Annotated in this window: 19 protein-coding genes; 5 read left to right on the plus strand and 14 right to left on the minus strand. The window is 69.8% G+C overall.

Annotated features, from left to right (window positions below):
• Positions 1-161 precede the first annotated feature (161 nt).
• Positions 162-1,631, minus strand: a complete 1,470-nt coding sequence (locus ACH413_RS24490; RefSeq protein WP_360045254.1) for a molybdopterin-dependent oxidoreductase — start codon at positions 1,629-1,631, stop codon at positions 162-164.
• A gap of 78 nt (positions 1,632-1,709) precedes the next feature.
• On the opposite strand from ACH413_RS24490, the gene ACH413_RS24495 reads away from it, so the two are divergent.
• Positions 1,710-2,063, plus strand: a complete 354-nt coding sequence (locus ACH413_RS24495) for a hypothetical protein (RefSeq protein ID WP_360045257.1) — start codon at positions 1,710-1,712, stop codon at positions 2,061-2,063.
• A 146-nt stretch (positions 2,064-2,209) separates the two neighbouring features.
• Here ACH413_RS24495 and ACH413_RS24500 read toward each other — a convergent pair whose 3' ends face one another.
• Complete coding sequence (locus ACH413_RS24500; protein ID WP_360045260.1) at positions 2,210-2,449, minus strand: glutaredoxin family protein; 240 nt, start codon at positions 2,447-2,449, stop codon at positions 2,210-2,212.
• A gap of 5 nt (positions 2,450-2,454) precedes the next feature.
• Positions 2,455-3,930, minus strand: coding sequence for an AMP-binding protein (locus tag ACH413_RS24505; protein ID WP_360045263.1), 1,476 nt, complete (start codon positions 3,928-3,930; stop codon positions 2,455-2,457).
• Between the two features lie 211 nt (positions 3,931-4,141).
• Here ACH413_RS24505 and ACH413_RS24510 point away from each other — a divergent pair, with 211 nt between their 5' ends.
• From ACH413_RS24510 to ACH413_RS24520, 3 genes are all read left to right on the plus strand, one after another.
• Complete coding sequence (locus ACH413_RS24510) at positions 4,142-4,717, plus strand: sigma-70 family RNA polymerase sigma factor (protein ID WP_360045266.1); 576 nt, start codon at positions 4,142-4,144, stop codon at positions 4,715-4,717.
• A gap of 138 nt (positions 4,718-4,855) precedes the next feature.
• Positions 4,856-5,848, plus strand: coding sequence for a DUF5667 domain-containing protein (locus ACH413_RS24515; RefSeq protein ID WP_360045269.1), 993 nt, complete (start codon positions 4,856-4,858; stop codon positions 5,846-5,848).
• A 41-nt stretch (positions 5,849-5,889) separates the two neighbouring features.
• Complete coding sequence (locus ACH413_RS24520; RefSeq protein ID WP_360045271.1) at positions 5,890-6,786, plus strand: HAD-IB family hydrolase; 897 nt, start codon at positions 5,890-5,892, stop codon at positions 6,784-6,786.
• Positions 6,787-6,790: 4 nt separating this feature from the next.
• Here ACH413_RS24520 and ACH413_RS24525 read toward each other — a convergent pair whose 3' ends face one another.
• Entirely contained in the window at positions 6,791-7,450 is a 660-nt protein-coding gene (locus ACH413_RS24525; RefSeq protein ID WP_360045273.1) for a winged helix-turn-helix domain-containing protein, read from the minus strand.
• Between the two features lie 57 nt (positions 7,451-7,507).
• On the opposite strand from ACH413_RS24525, the gene ACH413_RS24530 reads away from it, so the two are divergent.
• On the plus strand, positions 7,508-8,785 hold the full coding sequence (locus tag ACH413_RS24530) for an isocitrate lyase/phosphoenolpyruvate mutase family protein (protein WP_360045276.1): 1,278 nt from the start codon (positions 7,508-7,510) through the stop codon (positions 8,783-8,785).
• Here the strand turns inward: ACH413_RS24530 and ACH413_RS24535 are convergent.
• From ACH413_RS24535 to ACH413_RS24580, 10 genes are all read right to left on the minus strand, one after another.
• On the minus strand, positions 8,754-9,713 hold the full coding sequence (locus ACH413_RS24535) for a lysophospholipid acyltransferase family protein (RefSeq protein WP_360045278.1): 960 nt from the start codon (positions 9,711-9,713) through the stop codon (positions 8,754-8,756). The two genes, ACH413_RS24530 and ACH413_RS24535, sit on opposite strands and share 32 nt — an antisense overlap.
• Positions 9,714-9,729: 16 nt before the next feature.
• Entirely contained in the window at positions 9,730-10,767 is a 1,038-nt protein-coding gene (locus ACH413_RS24540; RefSeq protein WP_360045280.1) for an NAD-dependent epimerase/dehydratase family protein, read from the minus strand.
• Positions 10,768-11,043: 276 nt separating this feature from the next.
• Positions 11,044-11,145: a 30S ribosomal protein bS22 gene (locus tag ACH413_RS24545; protein WP_015105422.1), complete on the minus strand. Its 102-nt coding sequence runs from the start codon at positions 11,143-11,145 to the stop codon at positions 11,044-11,046.
• Between the two features lie 120 nt (positions 11,146-11,265).
• Entirely contained in the window at positions 11,266-11,478 is a 213-nt protein-coding gene (locus tag ACH413_RS24550) for a helix-turn-helix domain-containing protein (RefSeq protein WP_030477960.1), read from the minus strand.
• Between the two features lie 138 nt (positions 11,479-11,616).
• Positions 11,617-12,426 (minus strand): pyrroline-5-carboxylate reductase, encoded by an 810-nt coding sequence (gene proC, locus ACH413_RS24555; RefSeq protein ID WP_360045282.1) that lies wholly within the window; start codon positions 12,424-12,426, stop codon positions 11,617-11,619.
• Between the two features lie 10 nt (positions 12,427-12,436).
• Positions 12,437-13,219, minus strand: a complete 783-nt coding sequence (locus ACH413_RS24560; RefSeq protein WP_093605842.1) for a thioesterase family protein — start codon at positions 13,217-13,219, stop codon at positions 12,437-12,439.
• A complete protein-coding gene (locus ACH413_RS24565; protein WP_360045284.1) occupies positions 13,216-14,112 on the minus strand; it encodes a proline dehydrogenase family protein in 897 nt (298 codons plus the stop codon). The genes ACH413_RS24560 and ACH413_RS24565 overlap by 4 nt, the downstream gene beginning before the upstream one ends.
• An 80-nt stretch (positions 14,113-14,192) precedes the next feature.
• Positions 14,193-15,038: a sugar phosphate isomerase/epimerase family protein gene (locus ACH413_RS24570; RefSeq protein WP_360045285.1), complete on the minus strand. Its 846-nt coding sequence runs from the start codon at positions 15,036-15,038 to the stop codon at positions 14,193-14,195.
• Positions 15,035-16,297 carry a hypothetical protein gene (locus tag ACH413_RS24575; RefSeq protein ID WP_360045287.1) on the minus strand — a complete coding sequence of 421 codons (1,263 nt, stop codon included), beginning with the start codon at positions 16,295-16,297 and terminating at the stop codon, positions 15,035-15,037. The genes ACH413_RS24570 and ACH413_RS24575 overlap by 4 nt, the downstream gene beginning before the upstream one ends.
• Positions 16,297-17,277 (minus strand): Ppx/GppA phosphatase family protein, encoded by a 981-nt coding sequence (locus ACH413_RS24580; RefSeq protein ID WP_360045289.1) that lies wholly within the window; start codon positions 17,275-17,277, stop codon positions 16,297-16,299. Before ACH413_RS24580 ends, ACH413_RS24575 begins: the two co-directional genes overlap by 1 nt.
• Positions 17,278-17,286: the final 9 nt, after the last annotated feature.

Here is a 17,286-nt window from a genome sequence, read left to right on the forward strand (position 1 = left end):
GACCTCCGGGTGTGCTTCACCGCAGGGACCCCGCGGCGTTGGTGATGCTCACACCGTACCGCTTGTGAACGCATGCACAAAGTCGGTGATCGGGTGTCACAGCACTGGTGACAGGGCGTGACCAGCGCTTCAGCGGTTCATGATCACTACGGGGTGAGCGCCTACTCGACGGTGAAGGTGACCGAATGCCATCCCGTCGCGCCGTCGGGAACGGGGTCCAGGCGCGCCTGGTCCTGGGTGAACCCGGATTTGTCGGTGGCCCGGCACTCGACCGTGTGACTGCTCTGGGAGAGGTCCGTCTCGATCTTCCACATCCGCCAGGTGCTGTCGCTGACGTCGGCGCCGAGCTCGGTCTCCTGCCACGGCCCGCCGTCGAAGCGGACCTCGACCTTGGCCACGCCCTTGGGCTGCGCCCACGCCGTTCCGGCGATGACGGCCTTGCCCTGGACCTTGCCCATCCGCTTCGGCCGGTCGATCCGCGAGGACGCCTTGATCGGCGCCCGCGTCGCCCACCCGCGCGGGATCCAGTACCCCTGGTCCTTCGCGAACGTCGTGACGTTGAGGTCGGTGACCCACTTGGTCGCGGAGACGTAGCCGTAGAGCCCCGGCACCACGAGCCGCGCGGGGAAGCCGTGCTCCGCGGGCAGCGGCTCGCCGTTCATGCCGATCGCGATCAGCCCGTTCTCCAGCACGTAGTCGAGCGGGCTGCCCGCCGTGAACCCGTCGTCGCTCGTGCTGAACAGCTGGTCGGCACCGGCCTTCACGCCGGCCTCCCGCAGCACGTCGCCGATCTTCACGCCGATGAAGTTGGCGGTGGAGATGTACGGCCCGCCGACCTCGTTGGAGACGCAGGTCAGCGTGACCGTCTCCTCGACGAGGTCCTTGCTGCGGATCTCCTCGAACGTGAGCACCATCGGCCGCTCGACCATGCCGTGCACCCGCAGCGCCCACTCCTCGGCCCGGATCCGCGGCACGCTCAGCGCGGTGTCGATCCGGTAGAAGTCCTTGCCGCTGGTGATGAAGCTCGGGGTGCCGTCCTTGACGAAGTCGGCGTTGAACGGGATCTCCGGCGCCTTGACCTTCGGCGTGAGGTCCCCGATGGCCTGCCGCGAGCCCTCGACGTCCGTCCGGTTGCCGAACAGCTGCCCCGCGACCCCGGCGAAGACCGTGAGCCCGGCGGTGATCAGGAACCCGCGCCGGCTGTCGCTCTCCTCGGCCTCTTTGTGCAGGTAGCGGAACACGTAGACGCCCGCGGCCGTGCTGGCGACGGGCGCGAGGACCGCGAGCTGCCCGACGTCCGGCCTCGTGACGACCGCCGCGACCCCCACGAACCCGAGCAGCACGGCCACCAGCGACCCCGGCGCGGCGCTGTTCCTGCTGGCCAGCCCCGCTGCCACGCCGATGCCCGCGAGGACCAGGGCCATGCCGCTGAGCAGCACGAGCTTGTCCGCCGTGCCGAACGTGGAGACCGCGAAGTCCTTCAGCCACGACGGCGTGAGGTCGATCGCGGCGTTGCCCACCGCGAGGTACGGCGACGCGCTGATGCCCACGAAGGCCGCCACCAGATGCCCCGCCGCTAGGGCGGCCACGAGGGCGAGCAGTCCGGTCAGTGCGGCCTTGGCGGGCTTCATGCCTCTCATTCGACACCCGAACGGCCCCGGTTCGCTCAGGTCGTAAGCCCTCGGTAATCAACTCCTACGCTGGGAGGCGTGTCCGAAGACGGCTGGCCTGAGCAGGAGTACGTCGCGTACCTCGAGAACGAGCGCGCGAACTACGCCTGGACGTTGCAGCACTACGGCGACATGTCCGCAGATGAGGCCGTGGCGGCCGCCCTCGCGAGCTACCCGTACGAACCGCCGGACGCGCCCTACCGAGGCCTGCACTTCAACAAGGAGGCCTGGTACTGGGCGGCTGAGCGGATCGCGGAGGCCAGGGGAACCGACCCGCACGACTTCCCGGCCATGCCGCCCGAGTACCCCGGCTACGTCGAGCCTGGCGTGATCGAGCCGTCCGAGGAGCAACTGGCGGCGCTCCGACGCAGGCTGGACGGCGGCGAGGGCTGAACGGCGTCGGCTGAACGCCGTCGGCAGACGAGTCTCCGGCAGACGAGTCCCCGGCAGACGTGACCCGCCCACGAGTCCCCGACCACATGACCCCGGCCCACGTGCCAGCCCATGTAAACCCCGGCCGATGTGACACCCAGCCGGGACTAGCCGGCGAGGGCCGCCCGCAGGCGGTCATCCTCCACCTTCCAGTACCCGTGCTCGGCCCCGTCCACCAGGAACACCGGCACCCGGTCCCCGTACTCGGCCCGCAGCTCCGGATCGGCGTCCACGTCCTCGACGGACCAGGTCGCGCCAGCCTCGGCGCAGATCCGCTCGATCTCGGTCGCCGCCTCCTCGCAGGCGTGGCAGTCGACCCGGCTCATCAGCGTGACGTGGTGGCTCATGCCGGTCATGCTCCCAGTGGCTTGCGCAGGACGGCGCGCGCCAGCTTGCCGGTCGGCGAGTGCGGCAGGGCCGGGGCGAACTCCACCGACGTCGGCACCTTGAACTTGGCCAGGCGGGCGGCGCAGTGCGCGACGACGTCCTCGATCGACACGGTGGCGCCGTCGCGGAGCACCACGACGACCTTCACCGACTCGCCGGTCTTCTCGTCCGGCACGCCGACGGCCGCGGCCTCCACGACCCCGTCCATCTCGCCGACGACCTGTTCGACCTCGTGCGGGTAGACGTTGAAGCCGTTGACGATGATCAGGTCACCGGCGCGGTCCACCAGGTGCAGGTCGCCGTCGGCGTCGATGAAGCCGACGTCGCCCGTGCGGAACCAGCCGGAGCTGTCCGGGCCGTACGCGCCGTCCGGCCAGTAGCCGCTGAAGAGGTTGTCGCCCTTCGCGGAGACCAGGCCCGTACCGGGTTCGTCCTCGTCGATGTCGAGCACCGAGCCGTCGGTGTCGACCAGGCGGATCTCGACGCCGGGGAGTGCCTGGCCCACCGAACCCGGCTTCGGCGTGCCGCCGACCAGCGTGGACGTCAGCACCGGGCCCGTCTCGGTCAGGCCGTAGCCCTCGAAGATCGGGATGCCGATCGCGCCGCGCATCTCCGCGATGACGCTCGCCGGGAGCGGGGCAGCGCCGGAGGTGAAGAGGCGAACGGTGGCGAGCTTCTCGCGCAGCACGTCGACCGGGTTCGCGAGCAGCGCCCGGTACATGGGCGGCACGCCGACCATCGTGGTGACGCGGTGCTCCTCGATGACGTCCAGCGCCGCCGCCGGGTCGAAGCGCTCCAGCAGGACCGCCGTGGCGCCGGCGCCCGCCACCTGCAGCAGGCCCGGGCCGAGGCCGTAGACGTGGAACAACGGCAGCGCGAGCAGCACCCGGTCGCCCGCCGTCACGGGGGCGGGGCGCAGGGAGGCGCACTGCGAGACGTTCGCGAGCAACGCCCGGTGCGACAGCATCGCGCCGCGCGGCACGCCGGACGTGCCCGAGGTGTAGCCGAGAACCGCCAGGTCCTCACCGCCGCGAACGGCCTCGAAACGCTCACCGACGGCGGTCACGTCCGGGACGTCGAGGACCTGGGCATCCGAGCCCTCGCCGTCGCCCACGAGCAGCGCGGCGCCGGAGTCGGCGAGGATCCGCTGGAGCTCGCGGGGCGGGATGCCGGGGCCGGTGGGCACCACGACGCCGCCCGCACGCAGAATTCCGAACACGGCGACCACGAACTCGGGGCTCGTGGGCAGCCGTACCGCCACTCGGTCGCCCGATTCGAGTCCTGAATCAGCCAAATGGCGGGCGAAAGCATCGGTCGCGCCGTCGATGGTTTCCCACGTGAGGCTCTTACCGCTCGCTACGTCGACCAAGGCGACGTGGCTGGGTCCCCGCTGTGCCGAAGCACGGACCAGATCTGACACATTGCGAGCGGAAGTCAACATGGCCTCCTCATGAACAACTGGACGCTTCGAGCAGTCTTCCACGCGTGACGAGCGTCATGAAGTCACGGTTGGCTCGTCTACACCACAGAACACCGTCCGCTACCTACTACGGAGTAACAACACGTATGCTGCCGCCACGGCGACTCTGTGGAGGTGCCGCGAGCCGATGACCGCGCGGGCACGACCGAACACGATCAGGACCACCCGAACCATGACGGGGGGTCAGCACGACAACGCCACCGACGAGCCGTGGCAGCTCGTCAAGGCCGCCCAAGAGGGTGACACCGAGGCGTTCGGAGTGCTCTACGACAACTACGTCGACATGGTGTTCCGCTATGTCCTCTTCCGGGTGGGCGGCGATCGCGCGTTCGCCGAGGACGTGACGAGCGAGACGTTCCTCAGGGCGCTGCGGAGCATCGCCTCGGTCAGCTACCAGGGCCGCGACGTCGGGGCGTGGTTCGTCACGATCGCCCGCAACATCGTGTTCGACCACGTGAAGTCGAGCCGCTACCGGCTCGAGGTCACCACGGCTGAGCTGCAGGACAACCGCGAGGAGACGAGCGGCCCTGAACAGGAGGTCATGACCGAGGCGACCAACGCGGAGCTGCTCCGGTGCGTCTCCCAGCTGGGTGATGACCAGCGCGACTGCATCGTGCTGAGGTTCATCGAGGGCAAGTCCGTGTCCGAGGTCGCGCAGATCATGGACCGCAACGAAGGCGCCGTGAAGGCGCTGCAACACCGGGCCGTGAGGCGGCTCGCACAGATTCTTCCGTCGTGGTTGCGGTGATTGCGATCGCAGACGCGTAACCCAAAGCAGATCAACTTCGTTACTCGGGCTGAGATGGACGGCAAGGGAAGAACACCGCGGTGGCGGCACACGGAGCACGAGCGCTTCGCTCGTGCCGTTGAAGGCGGCCCACAGCCGGTGGGGAACGACGACCTCGCTGAGGACCTCGCGATCGTCGAACTCCTCCGGAGGATGGACGTCGGTCCGGACGCCGAGGCGCGCGAACGGATGAGACAGCGCGTCCTCACCGCGCCCCCACCTGAGAAGCCACTGGAGCTCTCGTCGGTAAGACGGGTGGGAGCGCGCGCACGATTAGCGGTCGCAGCGGCCGCGGTCCTCTGCTTGCTGTTGTCACTCGCCGGCATGAGTGTGCTGCTCAGCCGTGACGCGCTCCCGGGAGATCCGCTCTACGGCATCAAACGCACCACCGAAAGCGCCTCGCTGGGCCTGACCTTCGACGACGAGGACCGCGCCCTCAAGCACCTGGAGTTCGCCGCGTCCAGGGTCACCGAGATGGAGACCCTCGCCGACCGCTCCTCGGCCCCGGAAGCGCAGCTCACCGCGCTGTCCGACCTGGACGCCGACGCGGTCGAGGGCGCCCGCCAGCTCACCACCTACGCGGCCGCGTCCGACGAGACGGCCCTGCCCGCGCTCCGCGACTGGGCACTCGGCCAGTACATGAAGCTCGGCACGCTTCGCCCCCGTCTGCCCGGCGACGCCGGTGCCCACGCCGACACCACGATGTGGCTGCTGGCGAGCATCGCGCAGCGCGCCCACGACCTGGCCGCACGAGCCGGGTGCGACGCCGTGACCAGCGGTTCGTCCGACCCGCTCGGCCCGTTGCCGGCCAAGGACGCGTGCGCCGCGGCCGTCACCGACCCGAACTCCTCGACGGGCCGCAAGCCGTCCTCGGTGCAGCCGACCCCGTCCGGCCTGCCCGTGCCGTCCGGCTCGGTGGCTCCTCCGGTCCAGCCCACCCAGTCGGTGGCGCCGGGCACGTCGAACCCGCAGACGTCCCAGCCGGGCACGTCCACGAAGCCGTCGACGGGCAAGCCGGGAATCACGATTCCGCTGCCGCTCCCGTTGCCGAGCATCTCGCTTCCGCTGCTCCCCGGCATCAGCTTCGGCTGAGTCGGGCGCTTTCCGACGAACCTGATCGCTACGCTTGGGACATGGCAAGCAAGCGTGACGTGGAGAGCGACCGGCTGGCCGAACTAGCCGGCGAGGCATCGGCAGACGCGGCGATCCAGGCTGCCGCAATGGCGCCAGAGCTCGAAGCGTCACTGACGGTCCCGCCGGACCTGACGGCGGCGGCCTTCTTCGACGTGGACAACACGATGATGATGGGCGCGTCGATCTTCCACTTCGCCCGCGGCCTGGCCGCGCGCAAGTACTTCTCGTCCTCGGACCTCGCGGGCTTCGTCTGGCAGCAGCTCAAGTTCCGCGTCGGCGGCCGCGAGGACCCGGAGTCGGTCAAGGCCTCCCGCGAGCAGGCCCTGTCCTTCGTGGCGGGCCGCAGCGTCGCCGAACTGGTCTCGCTGGGCGAGGAGATCTACGACGAGCTGATGGCCGACCGCATCTGGAAGGGCACGCAGGCCCTCGCCCAGATGCACCTCGACGCGGGTCAGCGCGTCTGGCTGGTCACCGCCACCCCGGTGGAACTGGCCCAGATCATCGCGCGCCGCCTCGGCCTGACCGGCGCCCTCGGCACGGTCTCCGAGTCGACGAACGGCGTCTACACCGGCCGTCTGGTCGGCGACCTCCTGCACGGCAAGGCCAAGGCGCAGGCGGTCCGCTCGCTGGCCGCCAAGGAAGGCCTCGACCTGCGCAGGTGCACCGCCTACTCGGACTCGTCCAACGACGTCCCGATGCTCTCGGTCGTGGGCACCGCCGTGGCCGTGAACCCGGACTCGCAGCTGCGCGAGGTCTCCCGCCGCAAGGGCTGGGAGATCCGCGACTTCCGCACCGGCCGCAAGGCGGCGAAGATCGGCGTCCCGTCGGTGCTGGGCGCGGGTGCCCTCGCCGGAGCCGTGGCGGCCACGATGGCCTACCGCCGCCGGGTGAAGTAGCCGGTCAGACGATCCCCAGTTCCCGCCAGCCCTGCTCGCCGGCAGGAGCGAGAACGACGGCCCGTCCGGACCCGATCCGGCGCACCCAGCCGCGCTCGAAGAACACCCTGCACAGGTGAGCCCCTGCCGCGCCGGCGAGGTGCGGCACGCGCTCGGTCCAGTCCAGGCAGGCCCGGCTGAGCTGACGCTGCGACGGCTCGAACCCGAGTTCCTTCAGCCACACCATGCCGGGCTCGGTGACGGCGAGTTCCGCGGTGACGACACCCAGCCCGACCAGCCCTGACCTCAACGCGATCCCGAGCTGCCCGGCCAGGTGGTCGTAGCAGGTCCGGCCACGCGCCATCGCCTCCGAGGCGGAGGACGCCCGCAGCGAACGAGGCCGCGCGTCCGGCCCGGCGAACGCGACCATGCTCTCCAGCAGCTCCGCGACGTGCGGCCCGGCCAACGCCACGTACCGATGCCGGCCCTGCCGGTGCTCGACCAGCAGCCCGCCCTCGACCAGCCGGGTCAGGTGCTCGCTGGCTGTGGAAGCAGCGACCCCGGCGTGAGCGGCCAGTTCCCGAGCCGTCCAGGCGCGTCCGTCGAGCAGGGCACCGCAGAACGCCGCCCGCGTCCGGTCCGCGAGCAACCCGGCGACCTGAGCAAGTCCCTCCATGGACCCCATTCTGCGACCGGAACACTTCGGCCCGCGCCGAACCGTCCCGGCCCTAGCGTCGGCACCATGACCGAAGAGCTGCTGAACCTCCCCGTACCGACCGTCCCCGGCGGCGACCGGGGCGTGGCGTGGCTGCGCGCCACCGTCGTCCGTTTCAGCAACGGCCAAGAGCACACCCGCAGGCGTGCGCTCACGACCAAGCTCCTCGACAACGTCACCGCCACCACGCTCGACGAGCTGGCGACCGCGCTGGGCCTCCCCGGCTCGCTGGCCGACATCGCCAGAATCGCCCCGAGCTACCAGCCGCACGAGCCGATCACCGCGGAAGCCGACGCGGCCGTGGAACGCCTGGCCACCGCCCACGATGAGGAGTCCGCGGCGAGAATCGGCCTGCTCGTCCAGGCCTGGGCCGCGACGAACGCACTGGCCGAGCACCTGCGCACCGGCAACCAGACCCCACCGGTGCCGATCACCCGCAGGGCCGCGGCGACGGGCACGATCGAGGTGAGCCTCGACGACCACCCGTTCGGCCACGGCCCGCACGCTTGCCCCGGCCGCGAGTTGGCCACCCGGATCGCCAAGAACATGGCGTTCAGGGCCCTGCACCACCAGGACGAGCCGTTGATCCTCCCCAACGCCTGGGACCACGCCTCGGCCGTGGCTCTGCACGCGGCGGGCTTCACCGCGATCGGCACGACCAGTCTCGGCGTCGCGGCGGCGCACGGCATCCCGGACGGCATGGGCCTGGCCGGCGACCAGGCGACGGCACTGGCGCGGCTCCTGGCCACGTTGCCCTGCCCGGTCACCGCGGACCTGGAGTCGGGCTTCGGCAAGGCACCGGCGGAGGTGGCCGAACTCGTGGCGGACCTCGGCGTGGCGGGGGTGAACCTGGAGGACGGCCGCCCGCACGGTCTCGCCACCCCGCGGGAGCAAGCAGAACTCATCGCGGCGGTGAAGGAACGCACGCCGGGCGTCTTCCTCAACGCCCGCATCGACACCCACTGGCAGGGCGTGGCCCTGGAGGAGACCGAGGACCGGGCCCGCCGCTACGTCGACGCCGGCGCGGACGGGATCTTCGTCGCGGGCCTGACCGAACCGAGGGACATCGAGAAGCTCGCGGCGCTCGCCCCGTTGAACGTGCTGGCCCAGCACCGCACCCCGAAGGAGCTCGGCGACCTCGGGGTGAAGCGGATCAGCACCGGCTCGCTGCTGTTCAGGGCGGCCCTGCACCACACCGTCGCGACCGCTCAGGCAGTGCGCGACGGCGAACCGGTCTCGCGGTCGTTCAGCTACGACCAGGTCCAGGACCTGATCAGCCGAGGAACACGTTCCGACGCTGGGTGAGCAGCCGGTAGAGGGTCTGCTGGATCGTCTCCCGCACCTGGTCGGTGAGGTTGAAGACGAGCATCGGGTCGTCGGAGGCGTTCTCGCCGAACACGTCCGTCTGGATCGGCTCGCCGAACTCGATGTACCACTTCGAGGGCAGCGGGATCGCCCCGAGCGGGCCGAGCAGCGGGAAGAACGGCGTCACCGGGAAGTACGGGAAGCCGAACAGCCGCGCGAGAGCCTTGATGTCGCCGATCATCGGGTAGATCTCCTCGGCCCCGACGATCGAGCACGGGATGATCGGCACGCCGGTCTTCAGCGCCGCCGACACGAAGCCGCCGCGACCGAAGCGCTGCAGCTTGTAGCGGTCCTTGAACGGCTTGCCGACGCCCTTGAAGCCCTCCGGCCACACGCCGACGAGCTCACCGGAGGACAGCAGCCGTTCGGCGTCCGCGTTGCACGCGAGCGTCTGGCCGCCCTTGCGCGCGATCGCGCCGAGCAGCGGCGTGCGGAACACCAGGTCGGCGCCGAGCCCGCGCAGCGACCGGTGCGCCGGGTGCTCGGCCGCGATGCCGTACGACGTCATCAGGGCGTCCAGCGGCAACGTGCCGGAGTGGTTCGCCACGATCAGCGCGCCGCCGGCCAGCGGGATGTTGTTCATGCCGATGGTCTCGACGCGGAACCACTTCTCGTACAACGGCTTCAGCGGCGGCATCAGCACGTTCTCGGTCAGGTCGCGGTCGAACCCGAACTCGTCGATCTGGTAGTCGCCCGCGATCCGCCTGCGGGCGAAGGACAGCAGGTCGGCGAGCCTGCGTTCCCAGTCCGACGTCTCGGGCTGCTGCTGCTCCGGCTCGGGAACCACCTCGACGTGGCGCGCTCTGCGCGCGGCGTCGCGTTCCGGGTCGTGCAGCGGGATAACGCGTGCTCCTGCCACTGCGTTCATCTCCTCAAAGCAAAGATCAGCGGAAACGGGCGGCCGCGTCGAGGATTCCCCGCTCCGCGGCTTCGACCGTCTCCGGGTCGATGAGCGGCTTCAGGCCTCGGCCGTTCACGTAGTCGTCGAACGCCTGCTGGGTGGTCCACCGCGGCGTGAACCCGAATTCCTTGCGCAGCAGGGTGGTGTCGACCACGCGCCCCCAGTTGAGGAACCTCATCTGGTCCGGCGAGAAGTCGACGAGCCGGGCGCTCCGGAAGAAGCCACCGACCGTGGGCACGGCCATGCTGGGCACCGGCAGGTTCAACCTGCCCGCCCGTCTAATCGCCTGCGACAGCAGCAGCACGCCGTCGCCTCCCACGTTGAACACACCGGGCAGGTCGTGCATCGTCGCGCGCTCCAGGACCGCCAGTGCGTCCTCGGAGTGCAACAGCTGCACACGAGCGTCGTAGCCCAGAACCGTGGGCACGACCGGAAGAGCGAAGTAGCGCGTCAGCACCGTGTCGATGCGCGGGCCGATGAAGTTCGTGAAGCGCAGCGTGGTGACGTTCACATCGGGCCTGCGGCGGCCGAACCCGCGCACGTACCCCTCGACCTCGACCGCGTCCTTGGCGTAGCCGGACGACGGCAGGTCCTTGGGGCCCATGTCCTCGGTGAACACCGCCGGGTCGCGGCTGCTGGACCCGTAGACGGCGCTGGTCGACTTCACGACGAGCTTCTGCACCTTGGGCGACTTCTGGCACGCGGCCAGCAGCTGCATGGTGCCGATGACGTTCATCTCCTTCATCACCGTGCGACCGGTGGGCCCGGCCGGGTTCGCGGTGACGGAGGCGTGCACGACGGTGTCCACGTTCGCGGTGGAGATGACCTTGCTGATCAGCGGGTTGCGGATGTCCGCCCGCACGAACTCGGCCCTGCCCATGCGGCGCAGCAGATCGCGCGGCGGCGGTTCGGTGTCCACACCGAGCACGCGCTCGATGTCCGGGTTCGCGGCGAAGCGCGCGGCGAGGTGGCCGCCGAGGAAGCGGCTGACTCCGGTGACGAGGACGACCTTGGGCGTCATGCGACTCCAAGCACGAAGGGTGGTGCGATTGGTCGATGCTACAGACCGAATAGAGAACCGCAGGGGGCCGGAACGCCGTCTTGACGCAGGTCACGCAGGCTTTACCGGCTAATCACCCGAACGGCGGCGACCGATCCCGTGTTTCCCGCGGTTCGTCTCAGTGGGTGATATCCGTGCCGGTGCAAGCACCCGACCGAGTACCCCTGGGCGGCCCTTGGAAACGCAACCGCCGCCGACCTCCGTGAGGAGGCCGGCGGCGGCAGAGCGCATGCGGGCTTACTTGCCGCGCTTCCTGCGCTGGACCCTGGTCTTGCGCAGCAGCTTGCGGTGCTTCTTCTTCGACATGCGCTTGCGGCGCTTCTTGATGACCGAGCCCATGCGGGTTCCTTAGCTCTAGACGTTGCTTTGACTGGCGCGCCCCAGCCTTGGCCGTGTCAAGCACGGCGCGCCGGTAAGCACGATCGGCCTACCAGTCTACCCGGCGAGGTTCACCAGCCTTCAGCCAGCGTCGAAGTACGCGTTCTCCAGGTAGGCGTGGACCGCCTTCTCGGGCACCCGGAACGACTTGCCGACCCGAACAGCGGGCAGCTCACCGGAGTGCACCAGGCGGTACACGGTCATCTTGGAGACCCGCATCATCGAGGCCACCTCGGCCACGGTCAGGAACTGGACCTGAGCGAGACCTGTTCGTTCGTTCTCCTTCGCAGGCATACATCACCGCATCCTTCGACACGTGTCGTGCCGTCGGTCTTCCCCACCAACGGTTCGACACGCACGTGCTGCCTCTGAGAGTAGCGGGACTGGTGTGACTCCTGCGACGTCCAAAGTGGGGACGACCCCTCACTTGGGTCAGTCCTCGTGCTGCCGGCCCAGTTCGACCGAGCGGTCGCGAGCGCTCTCGATGGCCGCGAGCAGGGCCGCACGGACGCCGTGCTTCTCCAGCTCGCGGATGGCCATGATCGTCGTGCCCGCGGGCGACGTGACCGCCTCACGCAGGATCACGGGGTGCGAGGAGCCCTCGTTCAGCATCGTCGCGGCCCCCACGGCCGACTGGATGATCAGCGTCGAGGCGAGGTCTCGCGGGATGCCGAGCAGGATGCCCGCGTCGATCATCGCCTCGACCAGGAAGAAGAAGTACGCCGGACCGGAGCCGGACAGCGCCGTCACCGCGTCCTGCTGCGACTCCGGCACGACGGCGACCTTGCCCACGGTCGACAGCAGCTCCTCGACGACCTTGAGGTGCTCGGGCGTCGCGTTGGAACCGCCGGAGACGGCGCTCATGGCCTCACCGACGACCATCGGGGTGTTCGGCATGACCCGCACGACCGGCGTGCCCTCGGGCAGCCTGCGCTCGTACAGGGCCGTCGGCAGCCCCGCGCACAGCGAGACGATCAACGTGCCGGGACGCAGCACCGGCGCGAGCTCGGTGAGCAAGGGCTCGATGTCCTGCGGCTTGACCGCCACGACCAGCACGTCGGCCTGGGCCGCCGCGCCGGAGACCGTGACGGCCTCGAAGCCGTACTGCTCGGTCAGAGCACGAGCCCGTGACTCGTGCTTCTCCGTGAACAGGAGATCCGTGGCGGCGCGGCCGCCCTGCAAGAGCCCGGACAGCAGCGCCTCACCGATCTTGCCCGCGCCGAGCACCGCGATCTTCGTCATCGGTCAAGTCTCACACAGCGGGTGTCAATGCCAGCTGCCGTGCCTGACACACCAACCGGCCGGCGGAATCGATCACCGTGGCGTCCTCGTCGAACCACTGACCGTGCACCGCTTGGCAGGTGACGTGGATGCGCAACCAGCCCGGCGCCGGCCGGGCCCGCAGCAGCGCCGTCAGCTGCACGGTCGGTGACCAGCCGAAACGGCCGAGGTTGAACGTCACCGGCATCGACAGGTCGCCCGCGAGCAACGCGAAGTACGGGTCGGGCTGCTCGTCGGTCGGCCGCGCCCACAGCTTCAGCGTGAGCGGTCCGTCCGTGCGCCGGTCGAGGAACGTCGCCGACTCGCGGTCCACCCGAAGGTCGCACAGCGCGCCCACCCGGTAGACCCCGCCGGTCGGGAACGTCGCCATCTCCACCGAACCGGGCGGTGGCGCCGCGGGCATGGTGGGCAGGTTCACGTAGTCGGCACGGTGCTCGGGGATCCGCCCCGTCGTCACCGACGCCTCCACGCACACCTGACCGCGTTGCTCCAGCGTCACCGCGATGACCGTCGCCGTCCGCCCGGCCTTGCGCACGTCGGTGCGGACCAGCACGGGCCCGACCTCCGGCGCACGCAGGAACTGCGCGGACACGGCCAACGGATCACCGTCGGCGACATGAGCCGCCGCACGGGTCATCACCGCGAGGAGGAAACCGCCGTGGGGCTTCGGGCCCACGGTCCACTCGGCGGGCAGGGACGCGGTGAAGGTTCCGTCACCGAGCGACCGCACCGCACTGGACTTCGAGAAGGTCATGAGCGGCTGGCCAGCGACCGCAGGAAAAAGGTCACGTTGGCAGGCCGTTCCGCAAGTCGCCGCATGAGATATCCGTACCACTGCTCGCCGTAGGGAACATAAACGCGAGTCCCGAGACGCTTCTGCTCCTCGGTCCGGATGCCGTAGAGCATCTGGTACTCGAAGTCAGTTTTGTCATACCAGCGCGCTCGTTCGCCAATGATCTCGATCAAGCGCGGGTCGTGCGTCGCGAACATCGGGTACCCCTCTCCGGCGAGGAGAACGTTCAGGCACCGCACGTAGTTCAGATCAACCTCGAATGGATCCTGAATCGCAACCTCGGGAGGCTCCGCGTAGGCCCCCTTGACCAGCCGAACCCTGCTCCCGGCCCCGGAGAGCGCCTTGCAGTCGTCCAGCGTCCGATGCAGGTACGACTGCAACACCGCCCCCACCCAAGGCCAGCTGCGACGCAGTTCGTGCAGGACCCGCAACGTCGAGTCGGTGGTCGTGTGATCTTCCATGTCGAGCGTGACGGTCGTCCCGCACTGCTCGGCGGCGGCACAGATCCGGGAGGCATTCGTCAGGGCGAGCGCCTCGTCGAGCGTCTGCCCGACCGCGGTCAACTTGACGCTGACCTCGGCGTTCACCGCCAGCCCCGCGGCGTGCAACGCGTCGAGCAACTCGAGGTACGCCTGCACGGTCCGCTCAGCCTGAGCCTCGTCCCGCGTGTCCTCACCGAGGTAGTCGAGCGTCACCGGCAGCCCCAGCCCGCGCACGACCTCGACCGCGTCTTCGGTGGTCTCGCCGGCGACGAACCGCTTCACGACATCGCGGCTGATCGGCGCGTTGGCGACCAGATGACGGACGGCCTCGTTGCGAGACGCGGCCATGATCAACGCTCGCAGCGGGTTCACACCGGAAACCCTAACTCGCGACTCAACTCACAGCGCCGAGACGCGCGGCAGGCGCCCAGAGGGACCAGACCCGCGATCGGTCAGCGGGACAACCCGGGCCGAGTCTTCCCGGCCTCACCCTCAGCAGCCCAGTCCAGGTGCAACCGGGCGAACAACAACGCCTCCGCCAACATCTCCCGCCGCCCAGCAGGAGTCCCGGCCCGCCGTGTGTTGACCTCCAACACGACCTGCCCGTCGAACCCACCCCGAGCCAGCATCTCGCACAGCTCCGCGCAAGGCTGCGTCCCGCGCCCAGGCACCATGTGCTCGTCCTTGGGCGCTCCAGACCCATCAGCCAGGTGGATGTGCCGCAACCCATCCCCCATCCGCTTGGCCAACTCCAACGCATCCATGTGCGCGGCGGCCGAATGCGACAGGTCCAGCGTGTAGTTGGCGTGCCCGACATCAGTCGGGTCGACAGAAGGCTTGAACGCGTTCATCTCGACAGTCCGCCCCCGCCCCAGAGGCCGGCGCACGGGGAACATGTTCTCCACCGCGATGGCGATCCCGCTCTCGGACTCGAGCGACGAGACCAGCTCCGCGAACCCGTCCGCGTACTTGCGCTGCCACCGGAACGGCGGATGCAGCACCACGGTCGAAGCGCCAAGATCAAGGGCAGCCCGAACCGACTTGCGCAACCGCTCTGCCGGGTCCGGTGACCACACCCGCTGCGAGATGAGCAGGCAGGGCGCGTGCACGGCGAGGACCGGCATGCCCGTCCGGGACGACAGGCGGTCGACCGCGCGGATGTCCTGCGACACCGGGTCGGCCCACACCATCAGCTCGACGCCGTCGTAGCCCAGTTCGGACGCGATCTCGAACGCCGCTCCGGCTGGCTGCGGGTAGACCGACGCCGTGGAAAGCCCGACCGGGATGCGGGCGGTCAACTCTTCACCAGCAGCATCGCCGCTGGTGAGACGGTCACGATGAGGCCAACGAGCACGGCCAGGACGGTGGTCTGCAGATCGTCCGCTCGGCGGATCTTTCGAACCAGCAACACCAGACCCACGGTAACGGCAAGCGCCACCACGAGTGCGGCGGCCGGTACCGAGCGCCACAGGTAGTTGAACGCGAGCCACAGCGCGGCACCGCCGAGCACGCCCACGGCGAGCTGGCCGATCATGATCAGCCATTCCTTGCCGGCCGAGCGCGGTTCGGCGTCCGGGTCCTCCTCGACGTCGGCCGCGTCGTCGAGGCCGGCGGGACCCTCCTCCTCGTCGTCCTCCTCGTCGGCGTCCGCGAGGTAGTCGTCCTCCGGGCGGTAGACGGCGTACTCCTGCGAGTCGTCGTCCACGTACGGGGCGGGGTGCGCCGCGGTCGACTCCATCGGCGCCATCGACAGGTCGGTCTTGGCGTCCGCGTCGTCGTCGCTGAACCAGGCGTCGGGCACGTTGCCCGGCAACGGTTCCGGCAGCTTCGGCGGGGCGGGCGGCACGATCAGCACGGACTCGGTCTCGAGCGCGGCGATCTTGTCCACCGGCGCCTTCGCCGGGATGCGCGGAAGCTGCTCGGTCATCGCCTCGCGCGGCGGGCCCGGCACCGGCATCTGCACCGACGGCGGGACCGGCTTCGGCGGCCGGGTGATGTTCGTGCGCGACGGCGCGCCGGGCGCCTGGTCGAGCCGTGCCTCCAGGCGGCCGGGCACATCCGGGCGCGGCATGTCCGAGCGGGACGGCTGGTCGCGAACCTGCGGCACCTGCCTGGTCTGCTCGGCGGCCGCGGGAGGCGGCGGCACCGGCGCGACGGGCTTGGGGACGGGCGGCGCCGGCTTCGGCTGCTGCGGGGCCGGTCTGCGGACCAGCGGCGGCTGGGCCTGCGGTACCGGCATCTGCTGCGACTGCTGTGGCGGCTTCGGCGGCGCGACCTGCTGTTTCGGCTGGTACGCCGTGCGCTCGGCCGGCGGTTCGGGTGCGGCGCGACGACCGGGCTGCGGTACGTCGTCGTCGCGAATGGCCATCAGGCGGCCGCTGTCGGACAGCACCCGCTCGATGATCGTCTGGGGCGCGGTCTCCGGCTGCTGGACGTCGTCCTCGTCGTCAGCCCGGCGGCGTCGCCGACGTGGCGCACTCTCTGCGCTGCCCCCGTACTGGGCGAGCAGCTCAGCGACTGTGCGCTGCGTCTGGTCCGATCCGCTCTCTCGACTCATCAACTCCACCGTGCCCCGGTCTGGCCAGTCCGTCCAGTATCGCTCTGGTCCGTCCCATCAGTGTGATCCAGCCGCCGGAGGATGACACCCTCCCGGAGTGCCCAGGGGCAAATCTCCAGCTGCGTGAGTGACAGGGCTCGCATTGTTGCCTCCGCGACCAACGCTCCCGCGACGAGCTGGTGTGCGCGTGAAGTGCTCACGCCTTCCAGCTCCGCGAGGTCGTTGGCCGACATCCGGGAAATGAACGCGATCAGCTGCCGCAGGCCGGCGTCGGTGAGAACCCGACGCGCCCTGGGCCCGGCAGACGATGGCGCGGCCCCGGTGAGCCGCGCCAGCGTTCGGAAAGTTTTTGAGGTCGCAACCACTCGATCGGGTTCACCCGCGCGTTTCAGCTTCCGCGCCACGGGCGCGAGCTGGTCGGCGAGCCAGTCGGTGGTCTCGCGGACCTCCGAACGCCGGGGCGGATCCTTCTTGAACCGGGTCCTGGTGAGCCTTCCCGCGCCGAGCGGCACGGAGAAGGCCAGGTCCGGGTTCTCGTCACGGCCGATGGCGAGCTCCAGCGAGCCTCCACCGATGTCGAGGCTGAGCAACCTCCCGGCGGACCAGCCGTACCAGCGGCGGACCGCGAGGAAGGTGTAGCGGGCCTCGTCCTCGCCGGACAGGACCTTCAGCTCGACCCCGGTCTCGGTGCGCACGCGGTCGAGCACCTCGGCCGAGTTGCCCGCCTCGCGCACCGCCGAGGTCGCGAACGCCATCATGTCGTCGCAGCCGGACTTCTTGGCCGACGCCTTGGCGGCGGCCACGGCACGAACGAGCTGGTCAGCGCCCGATTTGGAGAGCTGTCCCCGGTCGTCGAGCTGCTCGGCGAGACGAAGGATCGTCTTCTCGGACGTCATCGGGATTGGGTGGGCACCACGATGCGCGTCCACCACCAGTAGGTGGACGGTGTTGGACCCCACGTCGAGAACGCCCAGGCGCACGCCGGAAAC

The sequence above is a fragment of the Lentzea sp. NPDC020367 genome (assembly GCF_044387305.1).
Taxonomy (GTDB): domain Bacteria; phylum Actinomycetota; class Actinomycetes; order Mycobacteriales; family Pseudonocardiaceae; genus Lentzea.